The sequence below is a fragment of the Halomarina oriensis genome (assembly GCF_009791395.1).
In the GTDB taxonomy this organism is placed as follows: domain Archaea; phylum Halobacteriota; class Halobacteria; order Halobacteriales; family Haloarculaceae; genus Halomarina; species Halomarina oriensis.
On sequence record NZ_WSZK01000012.1, the window covers coordinates 62,591 to 82,569 of the forward strand.

Annotated in this window: 22 protein-coding genes; 7 read left to right on the forward strand and 15 right to left on the reverse strand. The window is 66.3% G+C overall.

Features of this window, described 5'->3' with window-relative positions; all coding sequences use genetic code 11:
- Positions 1-4: 4 nt before the first annotated feature.
- Positions 5-778 carry a metallophosphoesterase gene (locus GQS65_RS05430; protein WP_368279861.1) on the forward strand — a complete coding sequence of 258 codons (774 nt, stop codon included), beginning with the start codon at positions 5-7 and terminating at the stop codon, positions 776-778.
- A gap of 94 nt (positions 779-872) precedes the next feature.
- The gene (locus tag GQS65_RS05435; protein ID WP_158203656.1) at positions 873-2,417 is read left to right on the forward strand and encodes a class I adenylate-forming enzyme family protein; all 1,545 of its coding nucleotides are present in this window, start codon (positions 873-875) and stop codon (positions 2,415-2,417) included.
- A gap of 19 nt (positions 2,418-2,436) precedes the next feature.
- On the opposite strand, the gene GQS65_RS05440 is transcribed toward GQS65_RS05435, so the two are convergent.
- Positions 2,437-2,712: a hypothetical protein gene (locus GQS65_RS05440; protein ID WP_158203657.1), complete on the reverse strand. Its 276-nt coding sequence runs from the start codon at positions 2,710-2,712 to the stop codon at positions 2,437-2,439.
- Positions 2,713-2,846: 134 nt separating this feature from the next.
- On the opposite strand from GQS65_RS05440, the gene GQS65_RS05445 reads away from it, so the two are divergent.
- Entirely contained in the window at positions 2,847-5,669 is a 2,823-nt protein-coding gene (locus GQS65_RS05445) for a DEAD/DEAH box helicase (protein WP_158203745.1), read from the forward strand.
- Between the two features lie 164 nt (positions 5,670-5,833).
- On the forward strand, positions 5,834-6,061 hold the full coding sequence (locus GQS65_RS05450) for a hypothetical protein (RefSeq protein WP_158203658.1): 228 nt from the start codon (positions 5,834-5,836) through the stop codon (positions 6,059-6,061).
- Positions 6,062-6,339: 278 nt separating this feature from the next.
- On the opposite strand, the gene GQS65_RS05455 is transcribed toward GQS65_RS05450, so the two are convergent.
- Positions 6,340-8,565, reverse strand: a complete 2,226-nt coding sequence (locus tag GQS65_RS05455; RefSeq protein ID WP_158203659.1) for an AAA family ATPase — start codon at positions 8,563-8,565, stop codon at positions 6,340-6,342.
- A gap of 77 nt (positions 8,566-8,642) precedes the next feature.
- Between GQS65_RS05455 and GQS65_RS21840 the strand changes: the two genes are divergently transcribed.
- Positions 8,643-8,777: a DUF7128 family protein gene (locus tag GQS65_RS21840; protein ID WP_267902883.1), complete on the forward strand. Its 135-nt coding sequence runs from the start codon at positions 8,643-8,645 to the stop codon at positions 8,775-8,777.
- On the opposite strand, the gene GQS65_RS05460 is transcribed toward GQS65_RS21840, so the two are convergent.
- Positions 8,765-9,007 (reverse strand): hypothetical protein, encoded by a 243-nt coding sequence (locus tag GQS65_RS05460; RefSeq protein ID WP_158203660.1) that lies wholly within the window; start codon positions 9,005-9,007, stop codon positions 8,765-8,767. The genes GQS65_RS21840 and GQS65_RS05460 overlap by 13 nt on opposite strands.
- Positions 9,008-9,118: 111 nt before the next feature.
- The gene (locus tag GQS65_RS05465; protein ID WP_158203661.1) at positions 9,119-9,547 is read right to left on the reverse strand and encodes a DUF5796 family protein; all 429 of its coding nucleotides are present in this window, start codon (positions 9,545-9,547) and stop codon (positions 9,119-9,121) included.
- Positions 9,548-9,745: 198 nt separating this feature from the next.
- Between GQS65_RS05465 and GQS65_RS05470 the strand changes: the two genes are divergently transcribed.
- The gene (locus GQS65_RS05470) at positions 9,746-10,705 is read left to right on the forward strand and encodes a shikimate kinase (protein WP_158203662.1); all 960 of its coding nucleotides are present in this window, start codon (positions 9,746-9,748) and stop codon (positions 10,703-10,705) included.
- Positions 10,702-11,028, forward strand: coding sequence for a chorismate mutase (locus GQS65_RS05475; RefSeq protein ID WP_158203663.1), 327 nt, complete (start codon positions 10,702-10,704; stop codon positions 11,026-11,028). Before GQS65_RS05470 ends, GQS65_RS05475 begins: the two co-directional genes overlap by 4 nt.
- Positions 11,029-11,253: 225 nt before the next feature.
- Here GQS65_RS05475 and GQS65_RS05480 read toward each other — a convergent pair whose 3' ends face one another.
- The 11 genes from GQS65_RS05480 to GQS65_RS05525 all read right to left on the reverse strand — a co-directional run bounded on the left by GQS65_RS05480 (position 11,254) and on the right by GQS65_RS05525 (position 19,822).
- On the reverse strand, positions 11,254-11,904 hold the full coding sequence (locus tag GQS65_RS05480) for a hypothetical protein (RefSeq protein ID WP_158203664.1): 651 nt from the start codon (positions 11,902-11,904) through the stop codon (positions 11,254-11,256).
- 249 nt (positions 11,905-12,153) lie between these two features.
- Positions 12,154-13,134 (reverse strand): DUF7351 domain-containing protein, encoded by a 981-nt coding sequence (locus GQS65_RS05485; protein ID WP_158203665.1) that lies wholly within the window; start codon positions 13,132-13,134, stop codon positions 12,154-12,156.
- A 6-nt stretch (positions 13,135-13,140) separates the two neighbouring features.
- The gene (locus GQS65_RS05490; RefSeq protein WP_158203666.1) at positions 13,141-13,794 is read right to left on the reverse strand and encodes a hypothetical protein; all 654 of its coding nucleotides are present in this window, start codon (positions 13,792-13,794) and stop codon (positions 13,141-13,143) included.
- 462 nt (positions 13,795-14,256) lie between these two features.
- On the reverse strand, positions 14,257-14,652 hold the full coding sequence (locus GQS65_RS05495) for a type II toxin-antitoxin system VapC family toxin (protein ID WP_368279863.1): 396 nt from the start codon (positions 14,650-14,652) through the stop codon (positions 14,257-14,259).
- Positions 14,649-14,849 carry a DUF7557 family protein gene (locus tag GQS65_RS05500; RefSeq protein WP_158203667.1) on the reverse strand — a complete coding sequence of 67 codons (201 nt, stop codon included), beginning with the start codon at positions 14,847-14,849 and terminating at the stop codon, positions 14,649-14,651. The genes GQS65_RS05495 and GQS65_RS05500 overlap by 4 nt, the downstream gene beginning before the upstream one ends.
- A gap of 237 nt (positions 14,850-15,086) precedes the next feature.
- Entirely contained in the window at positions 15,087-15,482 is a 396-nt protein-coding gene (locus GQS65_RS05505) for a cupin domain-containing protein (protein ID WP_158203668.1), read from the reverse strand.
- 150 nt (positions 15,483-15,632) lie between these two features.
- Positions 15,633-16,445 (reverse strand): helix-turn-helix transcriptional regulator, encoded by an 813-nt coding sequence (locus GQS65_RS05510; RefSeq protein WP_158203669.1) that lies wholly within the window; start codon positions 16,443-16,445, stop codon positions 15,633-15,635.
- A 225-nt stretch (positions 16,446-16,670) separates the two neighbouring features.
- Entirely contained in the window at positions 16,671-17,921 is a 1,251-nt protein-coding gene (locus GQS65_RS05515) for a Cdc6/Cdc18 family protein (protein ID WP_158203670.1), read from the reverse strand.
- A 691-nt stretch (positions 17,922-18,612) separates the two neighbouring features.
- Positions 18,613-18,738 carry a hypothetical protein gene (locus tag GQS65_RS21845; RefSeq protein ID WP_267902885.1) on the reverse strand — a complete coding sequence of 42 codons (126 nt, stop codon included), beginning with the start codon at positions 18,736-18,738 and terminating at the stop codon, positions 18,613-18,615.
- Positions 18,739-18,770: 32 nt separating this feature from the next.
- The gene (locus GQS65_RS05520; protein ID WP_158203671.1) at positions 18,771-19,139 is read right to left on the reverse strand and encodes a hypothetical protein; all 369 of its coding nucleotides are present in this window, start codon (positions 19,137-19,139) and stop codon (positions 18,771-18,773) included.
- 2 nt (positions 19,140-19,141) lie between these two features.
- Positions 19,142-19,822 carry a carbonic anhydrase gene (locus GQS65_RS05525; protein WP_158203672.1) on the reverse strand — a complete coding sequence of 227 codons (681 nt, stop codon included), beginning with the start codon at positions 19,820-19,822 and terminating at the stop codon, positions 19,142-19,144.
- Positions 19,823-19,979 lie beyond the last annotated feature (157 nt).

The following is a 19,979-nucleotide window of genomic DNA, read 5'->3' on the forward strand; positions in this document are numbered from 1 at the left end:
ACCGGTGCCGGGCGAACCGGCCGCCGTCGCCGACTGCGACGGCGAGCGCACGCTCGTGGTTGCGGACTACCACGCCGGCCTGGAGGTAGCCCTGCGCTACGACGGCGTCGAACTGCGCTCCGCGGCGGGTGACCGTCGCCAGCACCTGCTGGGCCTGCTCGACTCGACTGCGGTGGACCGCGTCGTCTTCCTCGGTGACCTCGCCAACGCCATCGGGACGCCCTCCCGCGAGGAGCGCCGTGAGTTGACGACGCTGCTCGGTGCGGTCAGCGAGCGGGTCCCCGTGACCGTCGTGAAGGGGAACCACGACGGTGACGTCGAGGCGTGGGCGAGCGAGAGCGAGCGTGCCAACGCCATCGACGTGACTCCGACCAGCGGCACTCGACTCGGGGACGTCGGGTTCGTCCACGGGCACACGTGGCCCGCCAGCGGGGTGGCGAGCGCCGACGTCGTCTGCATGGGCCACGAACACCCGACGATTCGTCTCGAAGACGAGGTGGGAGGTGCGCGTGCCGAACGAGTGTGGCTCCGTGGACCGCTCGTACCGGACCCGTTCGTCGAGCGGTTCTCGACGACGACGGACGACGGCGACGGGACCGGCGACCCACCGACGGTCACCGGCGAACTCGTCGTCTGTCCGGCGTTCAACGACCGACTGGGTGGGACGTGGACCAACGCCGGACAGGGTTTCCTCGCACCGTTCCTGCCCGAGGGGATGCCCGAGGCGGAGGCGTACCTGCTCGACGGGACGCGACTCGGCCCCTACCAACGGGTCTGAATCGGTCGGTCGGTCCGACACGCGTCCCAGCGGTCACGTGTGGTTTCGCCGCAAGGACTTTTACCACGCCTGTGACACGTTGGCACGAATCATCATGAACGTCTACCACTACGTTCGCTACAGCGCGGGTCGAGTCCCCGACGCCGTCGCGGTCCGCCGTCCGCACGGCGAGGACGTCACCTACCGGGACATCGACCGGCGAGCGCAGCGAGTCGCGGCGTGGGTCGACTCACAGGGGATGGCCGACGACGCTCGTATCGCCGTCTTTCTGCCGGACTGTGCGGCCTACGCGTCGGTCGTGCTCGGAATCTGGCGGGCGGGCCGTGTCGCCGCGCCGCTGAACGCCCGGTTCGGGACCGACGAGTTGACCTACACGCTCACCGACCTCGACCCGTCGGCGCTCGTCACGGCCGACGCGTTCGCCGACCGGACGGCGGCGATTCACGACGCGGTCGACGCGCTGGACGCCGACTCGACGGTGACCGCCGTCTCCGGCGGCGTGTTCGACGAGCGCGCGTTCCCTGACGCCGAGTCGGTACCGGCTTCCGACCCCGTCACCCGCCTCGACGAGGAGCCTGCGGTCGTCATGTACACCTCGGGAACGACGGGGCGGCCGAAGGGCGTCGTCCAGACCCACCGGAACGTCACCGCGAACGTCCAGTGTGGCATCACCACGTTCGACTACACCGAAGACGACGTCGCCGTCGCCGCGGTGCCGATGTTCCACGTCGGCGGGCTCTACGGCGTGATGCTCCCCATCCTCGCGGTCGGAGCCGAGTTCGCCATCCTCGACGCGTGGGACGCCGCGAGGTGGGCCGAACTGGTCGAGGAGACCGGTGCGACGCTGACGGGCCTCATCCCGACGATGATGGTCGACGCCGTCAACACGCCCGAGGCCGTCGAGCGCGACACGTCCTCGCTCGAACGGGTGTTCTACGGCGGCGCGCCCGCGACGGTGGCGACACTCGACGCCTTCGAGGAGGCGTTCGACTGCGCGGCGCTCCTCGACTACTACGGTCAGACCGAGAACACGGGCGTCAGCGTCACGTTCGACGAGTCCACCGAACGGAAGCCGGCACTGCTCGGCTACCCGATGGACAGCGTCCGTGCCCGCGTCGTCGACTTCACCACCGGCGATGACGTCCCGACGGGCGAGCAGGGCGAACTGCTGTTGAAGGGCGACGTCATCACACCGGGCTACTGGAACGTACCCGAGCGGACCGAGGAGGCGTTCACCGAGCACGACGGACGACGGTGGCTTCACACCGGGGACGTCGTCCGACGGGACGACGAGGGCCTCCTGTACTACGTCGACCGGGTCGACGACATCGTCCTCACGGGCGGTGAGAAGGTCGCACCGACGGCCGTCGAGGAGGCGCTCCAGGCGATGCCCGGTGTCGCGGCCGTCGCGGTGTTCGGCACCGACCACGAGCGGTGGGGTGAGGCCGTCACCGCGGCCATCGTCCCCGGCGAGGCGGGACTGACCGAGGAAGACGTCCTCGACTACTGGGAGCGAGAGGTCGACCTCGCCGGCTACCAGAAGCCACGGCGCGTCGTCTTCCGCGAGTCGTTCCCACGGACGGCGACGCAGAAGGTCGACAAGGTGGCGCTGGCAGAGGACGTCGGAAGCGGGGGGTGAGACGGCGAGGGGACCGGACTCAGAACGTGCCGGCGAGTTCGAAGCCGCCGAGCACGAGGAGTGCGACACCGCAACAGAGCATGCCGTACGAGCGGATGCCGTGGTCCGACGGCTGGCCGTGGGGGCCGTCGCTCCGGTGACCCGCGACGGCCAGTGCACACCCCACCACGCCGACGACGGTGAACGAGACGCCGAGCCAGCCGACGCCCTCCACCCGGAGTTCGCCGACGCCCCGGAGGAGGTTCCCGAGGCCGAACCCGAACCACCCGAGCCAGTAGACCGTCGCTGCGTTCACGCACCGAGTTCCAGGGTCCGAGACAAGTGCGTTCCGGTGACACGATACGCGTGAAACGGCATAGAACGGTGGCAGGCGACGGCCTCTTACCGATTCGCCCCCAACGTGAGACAGTGAGCGAGCCACGGGCAGGGATGGACGCGTTCGCCCATCTCGGCGAGCGCGTTCGGTCGGCGTTGTCGACACGCGGGTTCGAGACGCCCACCGAGCCACAGCGCCGCGCGATACCGACGCTGGCGAGCGGCGACCACGGCCTCGTCATCGCGCCGACGGGGACGGGGAAGACGGAGACGGCGATGCTCCCCGTCTTCGACGCCATCGCCAGCAAGCGCGACTCGGAGGGGACGCCGTTCGGCATCTCGGCGCTCTACGTCACGCCGCTGCGGGCGCTGAACCGCGACATGCGCGAACGGCTGGACTGGTGGGCCGAGGAGTTGCAACTGGACGTGGACGTCCGCCACGGCGACACCACGCAGTACCAGCGGGGGAAGCAGGCCGACGACCCACCGGACGTGCTGGTGACGACCCCCGAGACGTTACAGGCGATGCTGACCGGGAAGAAACTGCGACGGGCGCTCTCGGACGTGGACCACGTCGTCGTCGACGAGGTCCACGAACTCGCGGCCTCGAAGCGCGGGGCGCAGATGGCTATCGGCCTCGAACGCCTGCGCGAACTCGCCGACGAGTTCCAGTGTATCGGTCTGTCGGCGACGGTCGGTGACCCCGAGGAGGTGGGGAAGTTCCTCACGGGCGACCGTGGCTGTTCCATCGTCGAAGTCGAGGCGGGGAGTAAACTCGACCTTCGCGTGCTGACCCCCGAGGTTACGGAGGAGGACGAACGCCTCGGCGGGACGCTGATGACGAAACCGGACGTGGCGAGTCACGTCCGTGCGATTCGGGATATCGTCGAGGCCAACGACTCGACGCTCGTGTTCGTCAACACCCGTCAGACCGCCGAAGCGCTCGGCTCGCGGTTCAAGAAGCTGGAGACGAACATCGGCATCCACCACGGATCGCTGTCGAAGGAGGCCCGCATCGACGTCGAAGACCGGTTCAAAGCCGGCAGTCTCGACGCGCTGCTCTGTACCTCCTCGATGGAACTCGGTATCGACGTGGGTCGCATCGACCACGTCGTCCAGTACCAGTCGCCTCGGGAGGTCTCACGACTCCTCCAGCGCGTCGGCCGGGCGGGCCACCGCCGGGACGTGGTGTCTCGGGGAACCGTCGTTGCGACGATGCCCGACGACACCTTCGAGTCGCTGGCCATCTGTCGCCGCGCCGAACGCGGGCAGGTCGAACCGGCGAACATCCACCACGGCAGTCTCGACACCGTCGCCAACCAAATCGTGGGTCTCGTGATGGACTTCGGGGATATCGGGGCGATGCGGGCCTACGACATCGTCACGCGGGCCTACCCGTTCCGGGAGGTCACCCGCGAGCAGTTCCGCGAGGTGTGTCGCGAACTCTCCTCGAATCGGATTCTGTGGATAGCGGAGGAGGAAGATCGACTGGAGAAGTCGGGCGGGACCTGGCAGTACTTCTACGCCAACCTCTCGATGATCCCCGACGAGGCGACGTACGCCGTCGAGGACATGGCCTCGGGGCGGCAGGTCGGCACGCTCGACGAACGGTTCGTCGTCAACTTCGCGCAACCCGGCGAGGTGTTCATCCAGCGCGGGGAGATGTGGCGCATCACCGAAGTCGACGACGAAGAGGAGGCGGTGAAGGTGACGCCCGTCGAGGACCCCGGCGGCGAGGTGCCCTCGTGGGTGGGCCAAGAGATTCCCGTCCCCTACGACGTCGCACAGGACGTGGGTGACCTGCGATACGACGCTCGCCAGCGGTTCGAGGTCGGCGAGGACCGCCCGACCGTCGCGCGGTGGGTCGTCGAGGGCTACCCGACCGACGACCACACCGCGAGCGAGGCGCTCGAACAACTCGAACGCCACACGCAGGCGATGCCCGCGAGCGACCGCCTGGTGGTCGAGTCCTACGGCCGCGAGATCGTCCTCAACGCCTGTTTCGGCCACAAGGTCAACGAGACGCTCGGCCGACTCCTGTCGGCGCTGCTCGGCCAGCAGACCGGGTCGTCGGTCGGGATGGAGATAGACCCCTACCGTATCGAACTGGAGGTGCCCGGTGGAACGAGCGCGACCGACGTGCTCACGCTGTTGCGCGAGACCGACCCCGACCACGTGGCGAGTCTCATCGAACTCTCGCTGAAGAACGCCGACGCGCTGAAGTTCAAACTCGCGCAGGTCGCCGCGAAGTTCGGGTCGCTCAAGCGCTGGCAGGGGAGCGGGTCGCGCCAGTTCGGCCGGTCGCGCCTGCTCGAAGCGCTCCGCGACACCCCGATGTACGACGAGGCGGTCCGAGAGATACTCCACGAGGACCTCGACGTCGACGGCGCGGCCGACGTGCTCCGGCGGGTACAGTCGGGGGCGCTCTCGGTCGAGACGGTCACCGAGCGCACGCCCGTCGGGATGGGCGGGCGCTCGTCGGGCCAGGAACTCCTGAGCCCGGAGAACGCCGACGCGAGCGTCATCGAGACGGTCAGAGAGCGCATCCAGGAGGACCGCGTGTTGCTGTTCTGTCTGCACTGTCAGGACTGGGAGCGTCGCCAGCAGGTCGGACGCGTCCCCGACCAACCGGAGTGTCCGCTGTGTGGGTCGACGCGCGTGGCGGCGCTCAACCCGTGGGCCGACGAGGTGATAGACGCGGTCAGGAGCGGCGACAAGGACGACGAGCAGCGAAAACGGACCGAGCGTGCCTACCGCTCGGCCAACCTCGTCCAGAGTCACGGCAAGCAGGCCGTCGTGGCGCTCGCGGCCCGTGGCGTCGGGGCGCACAACGCCGCGCGTATCATCGCCAAACTCCGAGAGGACGAGGACGACTTCTATCGCGACATCCTCCAGCAGGAGCGCCGATACGCACGGACCAAGTCCTTCTGGGACTGATTAGCCGACTCGGACCGCTTCGTGACGTCGAGTGAACAACCCGTCCCTGCAGGTTCCGGGGACCAGCCGCCGTCGAGCGTCGACCGGCCCGTGTCACTTCTCTCTTTGTTCTCATATTAGAGAATGACACGAAGTTATATCTGTCTGGGCTGTGGTAACGAGTCATGGACTTCTCAAGCGGTAGCCGGGTCAGAACGGTCGTCGGCGTCACCCTCATCGTCTCGCTGTCAGGTACTGCGGTCGTCGCTCAGCACTCGTTGCTGGAGACGGCGGGCAGGTACGTCTCGGCCGGTGACGTCGGTGGGTTGGTGTTCGTCGCGTGGCTGACCCTCCTGTTGGTCGTCGCCGTGGGCAACGTACCGAGTCCCGACGTCGACGACGAGGACCGATAGGCCGACGCGCCGAAACGAACGACGACCCGGCCGGAGTGACGGCGGCCGGGGCGAGGGAGGGAGAAAGGTCAGCGGGGGCGCACGTTCCACGATTCGTGAGCCCGGCATAAGCTTTCAGTTAGGTAAAACGTGGTTCGTGTTCTCACGCAGCGTGTCGGACCCGGAGCGTCTCGCCAGTCGCCGGCGGAGCGACGGCATCCGGCCACTGACCCTCCCGGAGCGACCGTGAGGGGTTCGGGTTCCCGGCGGCCGTCCGGAGACCACGACGACCCCCCGACCTACCGACCGCTGCCCGGTGGTTCGACCTTCGAGCGGGCGTCCTCGAAGTGCTCGCGGCCGATGCGAATCTCGTCGGCGCGTTCGTTGGCCGCCTCGGGGCCGACGTCGGTCGCCATCGCCCGGATGGCGAACAGCGACGCCTGTCGGACGAGCGCTTCGAGGTCCGCACCGGAGTAGCCCTCGGTCTCGGCGGCGAGTTCGTCGATGTCGATGTCCTCGTCGAGCGGTTTCCCCTCGGTGTGGACCGAGAGGATGAGGCGGCGGGCCTCCTCGTCGGGCAACGGCACCTCGACGTGTGACTCGAAGCGACCCGGCCTGAGGAGCGCGGGGTCGATGGCCTCGTAACGGTTGGTCGCCGCCAGCACGACCAGGTTCGGGTTCGAGGCGAGCCCGTCGAGTTCGGTCAGCAGTTGGGAGACGACCCGTTCGGTCACGTCCTGTTCACCGCCGCGGGCGGCCGCGATGGCGTCCACCTCGTCGAAGAAGACGATGGTCGGGGCGGTCTGTCGGGCGCGGTCGAACACCTCGCGGACGGCCTTCTCGCTCTCGCCGACGTACTTGTCGATGAGTTCCGGCCCGGCGACGTGGATGAAGTTGACGCCGCTCTCGCCCGCGATGGCCCGAGCGAGGAGCGTCTTCCCGGTCCCCGGCGGGCCGTACAGCAGGATGCCCGTCGGCGGGTTGGTGTTCGTCGCCTCGAAGAGGTTCTCGTAGGAGAGCGGCCAGATGACCGACTCCCTGAGGGTGGCTTTCGCCTCGTCGAGACCGCCCACGTCCTCGAAGGTGGTGTTGGTCGTCTCGACGACGTACTCGCGCATCGCGCTCGGGTCGACGGCGGCCATCGCCGCCTCGAAGTCCGAACGGCTGACGGTGAGCGGCGTATCGGGGTCCGACTCGCGTTCGTGGCGGTAGCGTCGCAGGGCGGACATCGCCGCCTCCGTCGAGAGCGTCCGGATGTCGGCGCCGACGAAGCCGTGGGTCCGTTCGGCGAGGCGGTCGAGGTCCACGTCGTCGTCGATGGGCATCCCGAGCGTGTGGACGTCCAGAATCTCGCGGCGGCCCTCCTCGTTCGGGACTCCGATTTCGATCTCGCGGTCGAACCGACCGCCACGACGCAGTGCGGGGTCGATGGAGTCTACCCGGTTGGTCGCCCCGATGACGATGACCTCCTCGCGGCCGCTCATGCCGTCGAGTTCCGTCAGCAGTTGGGCGACGACGCGGTTCTCCATGTCGGCGTCGTCGTCGCGTTCACCGGCGATGGAGTCGATTTCGTCGATGAACAGGATGGCCGGGGAGTTCTGTCTGGCCTCCGCGAACTTCTCGCGGATCTTCTCCTCGGAGTCACCCTTGTACTTCGAGACGACCTCCGGCCCGGAGATGGTGAAGAAGTTCGCCGACACCTCGTTGGCGACCGCCTTGGCGATGAGCGTCTTCCCGGTCCCCGGTGGGCCGTGGAGCAGGACGCCACGCGGTGGGTCGACGCCGAGTCGTCGGAACAGGTCCGGTTCCGACAGCGGGAGTTCGACCATCTCGCGGATGAGTTCGAGTTCCTCGTCCAGGCCACCGATGTCCTCGTAGGCGACGTCGGTCTTCGGCCCGCCGGTGGTCGGGCGTGCTCCCTGCCCACCGAGCGCCTCCTCGACGGACTCGGACCCCCCGGTCGACGACCCGCTCTGACGGCCGCCGCTCCGGCCGCTGTCGCCGCGTCGGCCTCCAGACGACCCCTGAGAGCTCTTCAGCTGTCGACTGCCGGTCTGGACGGTCACGCGGGTGTCGTCGACGACCTGTACGGTCGTCTCCGGACTCGTCGACTCGACGCGCGCCTCGGTGCCGGAGTCGTTGAGTGCGACGGTGTCACCGATCTGGATGGGTCGCTGGAGGAGCGTCCGTTTGACGTAGTCCGCGAGGTCGGCGTTGGTGACCTCCGGCGTGTTCGGGAGCGACACCATCACGCTGTCGGCCTCGTCGACGTCCTGTTCGCGGACGGTGACGGTGTCGCCGATCTTCACCGACGCGTTCTGTCGTGTCCCGGCGTCTATCTTCAGCACCCCGTCCTCGCCGCCCGGCCACACCTTCGCCACGGTGTCTCTGGCCCCCTCGACGACGATAGTGTCGCCGCTCAGCACGCCGAGCGTCTGCATCGTCGCGTTGGAGAGCCGTGCGATTCCGCGACCCGCGTCGCGTTTCTCCGCACCCTGGACCGCGAGGTCCACGCCACGTGTCATACCCTTCGTTTCGCCCCGGCTGACTTTATCCCTCCGCCGGAGTAACGCATTTGCCTACCCACCGTCGACCTTCTGACATGGTAACACTAGACGAACGTGACGAGACGACGTGGTACACCTGTGAGGACTGTGGACTGATGTTCGACGACGAGGACGACGCCGAGCGCCACGAAGAGCGCTGTGACGCCACGGAACCGACCTACATCCAGTGAGGGGGTTGGAGGCGGGCGTCTCCCGGTAGCTGTTTCGGCGTGGACGCTCGGTCAGCGGTCCTGCCGTAGGTCCCGTCGCCCTCGGTAGCGTCGTTGGTCGACGCGCCGAGCACGAGGACGTTCAGCACGACGAGCGCCGAGATGGCGCGGTCGACCCACCTGCTGGCCGGGCCGCTGTCGGGCGTGAGCAGTTCGTGCGTGTGACGACGAAGCCGACGATACGCGTCCACGTCGACGACGACGGTCGGCAGCGAGAAAACCGCCGACGACCGTCCACCGCGACAGACTGTCGACCGCGGGTGTCCGGAGCAGGTGGGCGACGGGGGACTCTGGTCCGAGCGTCACTCCTCGGCGACGAGTTCCCAGGACTGCTCGCCGAGTTCGTCCTCGGCGAAGACGAACACTCGGCCACGGGCGGCCTCGGGGTCAGCGTCGACGGTGACGCGGTAGGACTCGACGCGCACGTCGACGCCGGGGAACACCGACGTCTCCTCGCCGGCGTCGAGGACGACCCGCCCGACGCCGGAGTCCTCTAAAATCTCGTCGCTCGTCTTCCGGTCGTTGACGTAGACGACGACACCCTCCGTCTCGGTCGGGTCCGTGACGAGGACGTGGACGTCCTTGCCCGGCGCTGCGGTCACCGGCCCGGTCGCTCGCTGTGGGACTCCGTGGTAGAACACCGACCGACCGTCGTGGTACTCGACTTCGACACCCTCCGGCTGGAGCGAGACGGAGAGGCTGTCCGGAGCGATGTCGTTGCGCAGAGTCATACGCGGGGCTTGGCCGTCGAGTGGGAAAAGCGGCGCGTTCGTTCGACCGACGCCGGAGCTGCCCGTCGGCGGCCCGGACCGCCCTGCCCATCGACTGTCTCCCCCACCGGTTCCTTCTCGCACTGACACCCTCCCGCGCCTCCCGCCAACGTCGCCCGGACCACCAGCGGTAAGTCCTCCCGCGAGAAGGGGTGGGTGATGCCGAGAGGACGAGCGAGCGCCCCCGCCGCTGGCACCATCCTGAACGCCCTCGCCACCGGTGTCGGGTCGGCGTTCGCCATCGACGCCGACACCACCGCCACCGTCGAACTGGACGTCTCGACGGGTGGCGACACCGCCGAACGCGCCGCCACCGGCAGCGACGCGGGTGTCGGAGACGGTGTCACCGGAGCCATCACGGGCGAGGTAGCGGGCGTCCCCGACGCCGACACTCGCCTCGTCGAACGGTGTGTCGAACTCGTCGCGGCGGCCGCCGACGTGTCGCTCGACGCCGCGCACGTCCGAACCGAGAGCGAGATACCGATGGCCGCCGGCCTGAAGAGTTCGAGTGCGGCCGCGAACGCGACCGTTCTGGCGACGTTCGACGCACTCGGGGTTCGGGTCACCGACGACCCGACCGACGAGGGAGCCACTGCCGACGCCATCTCCCGCGTCGACGCCTGCCTGCTCGGCGTGCAGGCCGCCCGAGACGCAGGCGTCACGGTGACCGGCGCGTTCGACGACGCCAGCGCCTCGATGCTCGGCGGACTCACCGTCACCGACAACGAACAGGACACCGTCCTCCACCGCGACACCCCGGTGTGGGAGGTCGCCGTCTGGACACCCCCCGAACAGGCGTTCTCCGCGGACGCGGACGTCGAGCGCTGTCGGGCGGTCGCGCCGATGGCCGACCTCGCCGCCGACCTCGCGCTGGGCGGGCAGTACGGCCGCGCGATGACGGTCAACGGGTTGGCGTTCTGTGCCGCACTGGAGTTCCCGACCGACCCGCTCGTCACCGCCATGAGCGACGTGACGGGCGTCTCGCTGTCCGGGACCGGACCGAGCGTCGTCGCCGTCGGTGACGAGACGGGGGTCGAGACGGTCGCCGACCGGTGGGCAGCACGGGCGGGCGAGACGTGGCTGACGACGACGAAGACGGACGGAGGCAGACAAGGATGACACCAGACGACACCGACGATTCGAACGTATCGACCGGACCCGACCGGACCGAGGAGACGAACCTCGACGAACTCCGCGAGGAGATACAGAGTATCGACCGCGAAATCGTCGAACTCATCGCCCAGCGAACCTACGTCGCCGACTCCATCGCACAGGTGAAACGCGAGCACGGTCTGGCGACGACCGACGAGAGCCAGGAGGCAGCCGTGATGGCACGCGCCGGCGAGAACGCCGAACGGTTCGAGGTGGACGCCAACATGGTCAAGGCCATCTTCCGACTGCTCATCGAGTTGAACAAGATCGAGCAGCGGAGCGAGCGGTAGTCGAATCCTGGCGTTTCAGCCGCTCTACCGTCCTCCGGATGGCCGAACCCTCTTTCGCTAGCTGTGCTCACTTTCGTCGGTCGATGAGCGAAGACATATCTCACCACTGTGTGTCCCTGACGGGGTCTCTGAGGAGTCTACTGGGGGAGTGACCGATGTCCAAACGCACGGATGCACGTCTCTCGACGAACGGTCTGGGAATCTCCACACGGCGGGGTGATAGATTCACCCCGTCGGCTTTGCTCGTGACTCCGGGCCGGTGACCTGCTTGGAATCTCTCCAGTGGAGATAACCGACCGCGACGAGAACGACGGCGGTGATGCCTCCAAGGGCCAACTGGAGCACTGCGACGACTTCACCAGTTACGATTTTCGAGAGTAGCAACACTGCCAGACCCAGAAATCCCGCAACTGGTATCAACAACAAGATGCCGAACGTTCGTGATGGGACCGCTGACCTCGTACTGGCGATGCCGTAGGCGAGAAAGCTCAGTAGTGCCAGAACGAACGCCCCGGCCAACAGCGGCGGTGCCCAACTACCAGGCTCCGCGAACGTCCGTTCGGACGTGACGTCGACGACGCCCGCCGCGAGCATCGTCGCGGTCCAAGCGATCCACGCAATGGCGCTGGTCCAGAATCCGCCACGCGCTAACCGTGGGGACCGCTCGGCGATGGTGTCGTACAGGCCGGTCAGCCCGACGAACACGAACCAGAGTCCGAACAGAAGGGGTACCATGACCCACTCCGGGGTCGATACGACTCCTGCGACGTCCAGTGACCCAACCACGGTGGTACCGAGGATTCCGACTCCGCCGACGACGAACGCAGTCGGACTCCAGCGTTCGAACTGTCCGACCGCTTGCTCACGCACGCTCATGGACACGGCACCTCCCGAAGACGGTCGATTCGTTCGGTCGGTGGTTCGTCCGGCGTCGGTCCAAGAGTCGGGGTCGTCGTTCGTATCATCGGCGGTCACTCACGGTCGATCGGTCGGTGATCGACGGAGCAGCAGTGGACCGGAGCCACAATAAATCTCATTTGTACTGCATTTCAATAGTTTTCCTGACATGTCGTCGCCACGCGATGCGTGGTCAGTGGAACTGGCCGAGAGACGTACCGCTCCGGTTCAACGGTAGACGTCGACGACGTCTGCTGTCTCATCAAACGTCAGGCAGACCGTCTCCTCACGGACGACTCGGACGACGACCCGGGGCGGGTCTCGAGAAGCGAGTTCCATCTCGTGATCGTCCATCAGGCCGAACACTCGTCGCACGCTCTCGGAGTCGTCGGCCCGTATTCGGGTCGAGACGTCGTGGTCGTCATAGAAGGAGATCACCGCGGGGTGGAAGAGCACGAGGCTCTTCGGTGACGTGGTGCTGTGGTTCTTGCAGATTCGACACTGAAACTGTGCCCAGACGGCGAACCTCCTCCCACAGTGTTCACAGTCGCCCGATGGGTCGTGGTCCGGACAGCACTCCAACCGGCTCTCGACTGGTCCCGAGCAGGCGGGACAGAGACCGTCGAATAGGCTCTGCACCTGTCGAAGTGCCGCAACAGTGGACGCAGCGCGAATCTCCTCGGGGGTCCGATCGGCCAGGCCAGCGGGGTCGAACGGAACGGCACTGAGGAACCCTTCCGTGTCAGTCTGTGCTTGGCCGGTGCCGTCACACTCGGTGCAGGTGTGAAAGAGAACTCCGTCGCGGTAGCTGATTACGGTGGGGGATTCACAGAACGGACACAGCTGGTCGATCTCGGTTGGTGGAAGTTCGACGTCTTGCACGCCCGCACCCGCGATGACGGCCCGGACGAGTTTCAGACCAGTTTCTCGAAGTTCGTATCCGCCACGCTCGGTGTGCTGCTGGACGAACTGCCCTTTGAGTTTCGTGAGGTGGTAGCTAACGTTCCCGCGGTCGTCGTGGTCCACGCGCTCGAATATTCGAGAGAACGGGACAGTGTTGTCGTTCGTGTGCGGGTCGTACTCGTCCCACAGCGCCAAGAGAATCGAAAGCCGCGTCTCGCTCCCGAGGAGGGCGAACGCCTCGACAGCGTGCGGGCCAGCAGCTCCCGTACCTACCCCCAACGACGATGGGAGATCCGAATCGACCATCGGTCTTCAACCGACGGTGACGCCAGTCGCTGGCGCTTCCCGTTCGTCCGGGGATGCAGTTGCTCGGAGCGTGTATCCGAGGCCCACGTGGGCGACGGCTTGGGCACTACTGATAGCGAAGGCCGACATCGCCAGGGTACTCTCCGAGGACAGCCCGAACTGCACGAAGAGGATAGCCCCGAGCAGCATCGTAGTGTATGCGACGGCTGGTACGACGAGGAGCAGTCCGACAATCCGTGGGTAGACAGTGGCACGGAGGCAGGCGGCACCCAGCAGTAGATAGCCAGGGACCATGCCGACAGTCACGAGAAAGAGCGACACGCCGGGATCACTCGTCGACGCCATCCCCACGACGACGGCGAGACCTTGGAGTAGAATCACCGAAAATCCGACGGCCCCGAGGCTCACGCAAATGATCCCGACGCACGCTAGTTTCGAACGCCTCTCAGCTAATCTCCGAGACAACCCGAGCGCCCCGAGGAATCCGAAGACGAAACCAGCGGGACCGACGACGTCCTCCACCGGTACGAAGATAATATCCGAAAACGCAGCGAGTCCGTTGAGTGCGGCATACCCGACCAACAGCCCTCCTGCAAGTAGATACATCGTTGGACTCCACCGTTCGAGTGACTGCCATCGTCGCGTGCTAGCTTCAGTCATGGGGCGAATACCGAGACCACCGAAATAATTGTTCGGGAGCAAACACGAAACTCCGGGATGGGTGCGGTTTGGATTCAGAACGGTGATTCGAACTGGCAACAGGACCGGTCTCTTTAGACCGAAATCAGAGGCTGAGGGTAGAGATTCGACTCGGCCACAGCATGGTACGTTAGATCTTGCGTCGCTGAACAAGATCGAGCAGCGGAGCGAGCGGTAGTCGATTTCGAACGCTTCACCCGCTCTGTCGGCCGCTGATTGGTTGGGTGTTCTCCCGCTGGCTGTGCTCGTGTTCCTCGATAGGTGAGAGAAATCGCAGTTCCTTCGCGACGGGTGCCTGACAGGGGGCCGGGAACGACGAGAAAGGTTTCGAGCGACCCCCAGAACGAAACGACGACAGGAGCCCTCGTCGAGGTTCGACGGGGGGCGAGAGGATCGGAACGTGAGACCCGTCGAATCCCGCGGTCAGTACGGACCGAACCGCCGGACAGCGAGCAGTTCACGAAGCCCCTCTGTATCGAAGTCGTCGTCGGAGACGACCAGTTCTTTCCGTTCAGACCGAGCCGTCGCTGCAATCATGAGGTCACGCGGCGACATCGGGACACCGGATTCGAGCAGGTGATCCTGCATCCGGGCAGCCTCGAACGCGACGTCCTCGGAGAAGGCAAGGGGAACGACTCGCCCGAAGTGTCTACGCGCCTCGACGAGGTCGGTCTCACCTGCCGAGAACACGTCACCCGCGAGCACCTCGTAGACACAGATGCTGGAGGTGGCCAACTGCGATTGGTCGTCGACGAACTCGACGATCTCTTCGACCCCGTCGAGGTAGTCGATGATGACCGACGAATCGAGGAACGTCACTGCTCGTAGCTCTCACGGGACCGTTCGATCGCCTCACGCGCTTTCTCGGCTTTGTCAGTCCCTTTCCACGCCCCTGCTGTCATCCCCGACTCCTCGTTCGCCAAGCGGTCCAGGAACTCGTCCCAACTCTCGTCTCCACGCTTCAGCCTCGCCAACTTCTCTTTCGTCTCGTCGGAGACCCGGATCGACGTGCTCATACGCATACATCGCGTATGCAGACGGAAGTAGTTTGAGGGGTGGTCGGCAGGAGCGTAACAGCGTGGGTAGGTAGTATGGTAGGTTTTATCTCGTTGAACGAGGTCGAGCAACGGAGCGAGCGGTAGCGGCGTCCGAACGGTTCGGTGACTCTTCGCTCATCTGGCTGGTCGGCCGTCGTCCCTGCGCTCGGACGCCACCGAGAGTCACCGGCCGTACCGGGACCGGTGGTTCGGACGCTACCCCTCCAACTCCTCCATCCTGTCCGCCATGTGCTCGAAGACGGCTCTGTGGTCGTCCTGTGGACTGAACAGGAGGAACTCCGTCTCCTCGTCGACCCAGAGCGTGTGTCCCGGCGGCCAGTAGAAGAGGTCACCCGTCTCGTCGACCTCCTCGGTCCCGTCGCTGTACCGGAGGTTGATCGACCCGTCGAGCACGTATCCCCAGTGTGGGCACTGGCACGTGTCGTCGGGGAGTCCTTCCAGGAGCGGCGTCAGGTCGGTTCCCGCCTCGAACCTGATGCGCTCTGCAGCCAGTTCTCCGTAGTCGGTCGCCGCACCGAAGTCCGTCTGTTGCTGGACGGTGGCCGTCTCCGTCCGCATGACGACCGGAACGTCCTCTTTTGCTTTCTGCATCGTCTCGGAGCCTCCGGGTATCGGTTCGACCCGGATGAGGATGTAGGCATCCGTCGCGTGAGGACCGTCCTACGACAGGTTGCAGCCCACGACGGCACGTCACACCCTGCAGCGAGGCGCGACGTGAAGGGATGCGACGGGGACCGGTGGTCAACCGACGATGGCCCCGAGGTCGACGGGCCGGGCGTCGTGCCTGTACGAACCGTAGAGGGCTTCGGCCCACCGTCTCGCCGGAGCGGCGTCGGTGTCGACGGTCGCTCGCATGACCCCGGTCTCCCGGTCGTAGCCCGCGAGGCCGATACGGTCGTCGAAGAGACCACACGCACACGGGAGTTCCCGACTCGTGAGGACGGTGAGCGTGCCGCTCTCGACGGCCGCCGAGAGGAGGTCCGGATGCGACTCGAGGACCGTCGAGGTGAGGTCGGGAGGCCAGACGATTTCGGTCTCCATACCGTCGGTAGCGTTTCGCAAGAGGGCCTCCACGTCCGTGCCGACGGTCGTCGTCGTGAACCCTCGGAACTGCTTGGTCCCCTCGACCAGTTCGACGAACCGGTCGACGGTTCGGTGGGGGGCACCGAACGCCGGCACCCTGACGACGGCGTCGACGAACAGGTCGATATCGAGGTCGAGTACCTCGGTCGGGAGCCACTTCCAGACCTCGCGTAGCCCTCGCTCGGTCTCCATCCGGTCGAGGAGGGTCACCATCCCCTCCGCGACGAACGCGCCCAACGGCGTCGCCTCGTACCGGTGCTCGACGCGCTCGACCCAGCACCGCTCTTCGAACTCGGCCAGCATCCGTCCGATGGTGGATGCCGACGCTCCGGTCGACGCTCGGAGGGCCGCCCGAGAGCGTGGCCGCTCGACCAGCGAGTCGAGTACCGCCACGCGGTGCTCCGAACGGGCGAGAAACTCGACGTCGTCGAGCGACGACTCCACACGGGGTCGTTCGAGAGGGTCGCTCATAGTCGTACTACGTGTCACCGTACAACACTCTTTTCTAGCGTTCGAGACGCGTACCGACGGCTACGGAGGTATCGACGACCACAGACCTACCGACGGCCACGAATCTATCGACGACCACGGACTCGGGAGCGGTCGGAGACGAGCGGTCGGTGAGACGCCGACGGTCGGCGGTGTCTCACGGCGGAGAGACGGTACCGTCGCCGCTGTAAACACGACGGCCGTCCGTCACTCTTCGAGCGGTTCGAGTCGGTCGTCGCGGAGCAGGACTTCGAGGACGATGTCCGGCGACTCCAGCAGTCGATGTTTCCCGGTGACCCCCTCGCCACGCCCACGACTCTCCTTCGTCGAGTCGATGACGTTGAGGAAGTCCTGCTCTTGGAGGAGTTCGCGGGTTCGACGCTCCGACAGCGCGTCGAGGTCGATGGCGGCCGCCGTCCGTGTGTACGCGTGGTAGATCTCCCGTGAGGTGAACTCGACGCCGTCGTTGTTCGTCGTCAGTTTCGTGAGCGCGTAGAGCAACACCTTCGCCTGGAGCGGCGACCCGTCGATGAGTTCGGCGAGGCGGTCGACCTCGGTCTTCTCCTTGGCCTGTCGGATGTGGTCCTCGGTGACCGTCTCCTCGTCGACGCGCTTGGCGATACGGCCGGCGTTCCGCAGGATGTCGATGGCCTTCCGCGCGTCACCGTGTTCCTGTGCGGCGAGCGCCGCGGCCAGCGGAATCGCGTCGTCGGTCAGCACGCCGTCGTGGAACGCGTCGCGTCGGTTCTCCAGTATCTCGCCGAGTTGGTTCGCGTCGTACGGCGGGAAGACGAGTTCGTCGCGGGAGAAGGAGGATTTGACGCGTTCGGACATCTGGTCCGGGTAGTCGATCTTGTTCGAGATGCCGATGACGCCGATGCGGGCGCTGTCGATGCGTCGGTTCTCGCTGGCCCGCGAGAGTTTGCGGAGCACCTCGTCGTCCTCCAGCATGTCTATCTCGTCGAGGATGACGATGGCGACGTCGGTACAGGTGTCGAGGACGGTCCAGAGGCGCTCGTAGTAGTCGCCGGTCGCCAGCCCACGCTCGGGGACGGTGAACTCGGTCCGTTCGGGGTCGTTGAGCGACTGGGCGACCCGTTTGACGACCGACGCCTCGGTGTTCTTCTCGCCACAGTCGATGAACGCGTACTGGACGGTGACCCCCTCTCGGTCCGCTTCGGTCTGGAGCATCTCGGTGACCGACCGCGATATGAGCGTCTTCCCGGTGCCTGTCTTCCCGAAGACGAAGAGGTGGGAGGGAGCAGAACCGAAGATAGCCGGGTTCAGCGCGTCCGCGACCTTCTGCATGTGTTCGTCGCGCCCGACGATACGCTCGGGGGCGGGGAGGTGACCGATCTCCAGCAGGTCCTCGTCGGCGAAGATAGTGTCCGTGTAGTCGAAGAGGGTGTTTCGCTCCTCGGAGAGGTCGGAGTCCCGAGGAACGTCGTTGGTGGGCATGTTCCGTCTGGAACTGACGGCACTAGTATATAGAACAGTAGGCATCGCCGCCGCTGTAAATCGGCTCTCAGACCACGCCTGATATCACGATACACCCGTCTCGTGGAGACCGGCTCGAACGGTGAACTCGCCACTGTAACCGCGACATCTCGTGAGACGGCCTCACAACGGGGTGTCGTCGCCGCTGTAAATGTGCGCCGAGCGGCACTCAGAGCGGTTCTGGAGTAGAAGACCGCTCGGCCATCGTCCGGGAGTGGGACACCACCGTCGCCGCTGTAAGACCGGTCGAAGGTGGGTGGGGGGAGGTGTCGTCGCCGCTGTATCGTCGGAACGGTGTTCTCGGAGCACTCCACTCACCACCACCACCACTGTAACAGACACGACACACTACTCTAGAGACGAGGAGACACCACCGTCGCCGCTGTAAATAGTCGTTAGGGTATCGATACAGACGCTCTCGGCTCGGTTCGGCCGTGGATGGTGAACGACGACACACCACCATCGCCGCTGTAAGTCCCGGACGACCGGTCGACGACGTGGAAGCCGACGACTTTCGCGGACTACCGCCGCTGCTGTAACCGTCGACACCGACTCGGCAGGGTGGCTGTAGCCGACCTCCCTCCCCTCCCACGTCGTTACAGCGGCGAGGGTGGTGTGTCCCGGTTCGACCGAGGGCCGGTTTCGCCGGCCGTCACTCCTGTCGTCGTTCCCCGTATCGAGCGAACACCGGCACGTCACGGTCGTACTCCCGAGCGCCGAGGCCGTCGGTCACCGCCACCGAAGCGGGCGTCGTGGCGACCACCTCCTCTACCGTCACGCCGGGGTCGAAGACGACGTCACCCCGATTGCTCAGAACCGGTCCGGTGGCGACGACGGCGACGGGGGACTCCGTCGTCCGTCCCGGCCATCGTGGTGATACCTCCGCTGACCGATACCGAGCGTCTCGGCGACGTGGTCGGCCGCGGCCCGGCCGGCCGCAGCGGCGCACTTCCGCGGTGCCCAGCGTTCGAACGGCGTCGTCTCGAAGTGTGGTTCGCGTTCGGGGAACGCCCCTTCCGTCACCGCCTCGTGGTTCGTGTGGACCCACGCCCCGACGAACCGGACCGTACCATCGTCGAGGGCCGAGACGTGCTCGTCGTCTTCGACCGACCGAACGCTGACCTCGGTATCGCTCTCGCCGCGGACCGGTCCGCTCGGCGTGGCGGGGGACGGCGACACGCTCAGTACTCCCAGCGGCGGGCGACCCGTGCGCCGAGGTCCGGATGCGTCTCCCGGAGCGTCTCGACGCTCGTCTCGCCGTTCGCGTTGACGACGTGGACCTCGCCACGCCGCCCGCCGTAGACGTCCTGGAAGTCGTAGACGACACCGAACACGTCGACGTCGTCCGGGACGTCCTCGCTGTCGAGGAGGAACTCGACCTGTCGGTCGACGTTGTACTCCACGAGGTGGTCGATGGCGTCCGCTCGGTCGAGTCCGTCCGGGAGCGCCTCGACACCGGGTTCCAGTCGTGGACGCAACAGCCCGATGCAGTGGGCGATGCCGTCGGGTTCGTCGAGGCCGTCGGTCAGCGAGTCGTACGTCGCGGTGACCGCGCCACAGCCGGTGTGGCCGACGACGACCACCGTCTCGGTCCCGGTGTGGCGAATCGGGTAGAGTAGGTCACCCGAGACGGCTTCGCCGGCGTCGGTTCGCTGGACGACTCGGTTGCCGATGTTCGCACACGTGAAGACGTGACCGGGGGCGTCGTTGCCCCAGATGTGGTCCTGGAGGACCCGAGAGTCAGAACAACAGACGGTGACCGCGTCGGGACGCTGGCCGTCCTGAACGTCGTCGAACCGGGACTGGAACGTGTCGGCGTGTTCGGCGTTGCCACGCAGTAGGTCGAGGAGTACCGACTCCATGACCGGTCTTCGTCCAACGGCCGCTTGACTCTGCCGGAGAGGGTGGTGGCCCACGGCCGTCGCCCGGGGACACACCCCCTTCGGACCACGCCGTCGTGGTGACTCCTCGTCGCTGTCTCCGTGCCCGGTAGCCACCGGATACCGTCGACTGGGCCGA

Excerpts from the sequence above, each read along its gene's own strand:
- GQS65_RS05435 (WP_158203656.1), top strand. The coding sequence starts at position 873 with ATGAACGTCTACCACTACGTTCGCTACAGCGCGGGTCGAGTCCCCGAC.
- GQS65_RS05445 (WP_158203745.1), top strand. The coding sequence starts at position 2,847 with ATGGACGCGTTCGCCCATCTCGGCGAGCGCGTTCGGTCGGCGTTGTCG.
- GQS65_RS05450 (WP_158203658.1), top strand. The coding sequence starts at position 5,834 with ATGGACTTCTCAAGCGGTAGCCGGGTCAGAACGGTCGTCGGCGTCACC.
- GQS65_RS05455 (WP_158203659.1), bottom strand. The coding sequence starts at position 8,565 with ATGACACGTGGCGTGGACCTCGCGGTCCAGGGTGCGGAGAAACGCGAC.
- GQS65_RS21840 (WP_267902883.1), top strand. The coding sequence starts at position 8,643 with ATGGTAACACTAGACGAACGTGACGAGACGACGTGGTACACCTGTGAG.
- GQS65_RS05465 (WP_158203661.1), bottom strand. The coding sequence starts at position 9,547 with ATGACTCTGCGCAACGACATCGCTCCGGACAGCCTCTCCGTCTCGCTC.
- GQS65_RS05470 (WP_158203662.1), top strand. The coding sequence starts at position 9,746 with ATGCCGAGAGGACGAGCGAGCGCCCCCGCCGCTGGCACCATCCTGAAC.
- GQS65_RS05475 (WP_158203663.1), top strand. The coding sequence starts at position 10,702 with ATGACACCAGACGACACCGACGATTCGAACGTATCGACCGGACCCGAC.
- GQS65_RS05480 (WP_158203664.1), bottom strand. The coding sequence starts at position 11,904 with ATGAGCGTGCGTGAGCAAGCGGTCGGACAGTTCGAACGCTGGAGTCCG.
- GQS65_RS05485 (WP_158203665.1), bottom strand. The coding sequence starts at position 13,134 with ATGGTCGATTCGGATCTCCCATCGTCGTTGGGGGTAGGTACGGGAGCT.
- GQS65_RS05490 (WP_158203666.1), bottom strand. The coding sequence starts at position 13,794 with ATGACTGAAGCTAGCACGCGACGATGGCAGTCACTCGAACGGTGGAGT.
- GQS65_RS05500 (WP_158203667.1), bottom strand. The coding sequence starts at position 14,849 with ATGAGCACGTCGATCCGGGTCTCCGACGAGACGAAAGAGAAGTTGGCG.
- GQS65_RS05505 (WP_158203668.1), bottom strand. The coding sequence starts at position 15,482 with ATGCAGAAAGCAAAAGAGGACGTTCCGGTCGTCATGCGGACGGAGACG.
- GQS65_RS05510 (WP_158203669.1), bottom strand. The coding sequence starts at position 16,445 with ATGAGCGACCCTCTCGAACGACCCCGTGTGGAGTCGTCGCTCGACGAC.
- GQS65_RS05515 (WP_158203670.1), bottom strand. The coding sequence starts at position 17,921 with ATGCCCACCAACGACGTTCCTCGGGACTCCGACCTCTCCGAGGAGCGA.
- GQS65_RS05525 (WP_158203672.1), bottom strand. The coding sequence starts at position 19,822 with ATGGAGTCGGTACTCCTCGACCTACTGCGTGGCAACGCCGAACACGCC.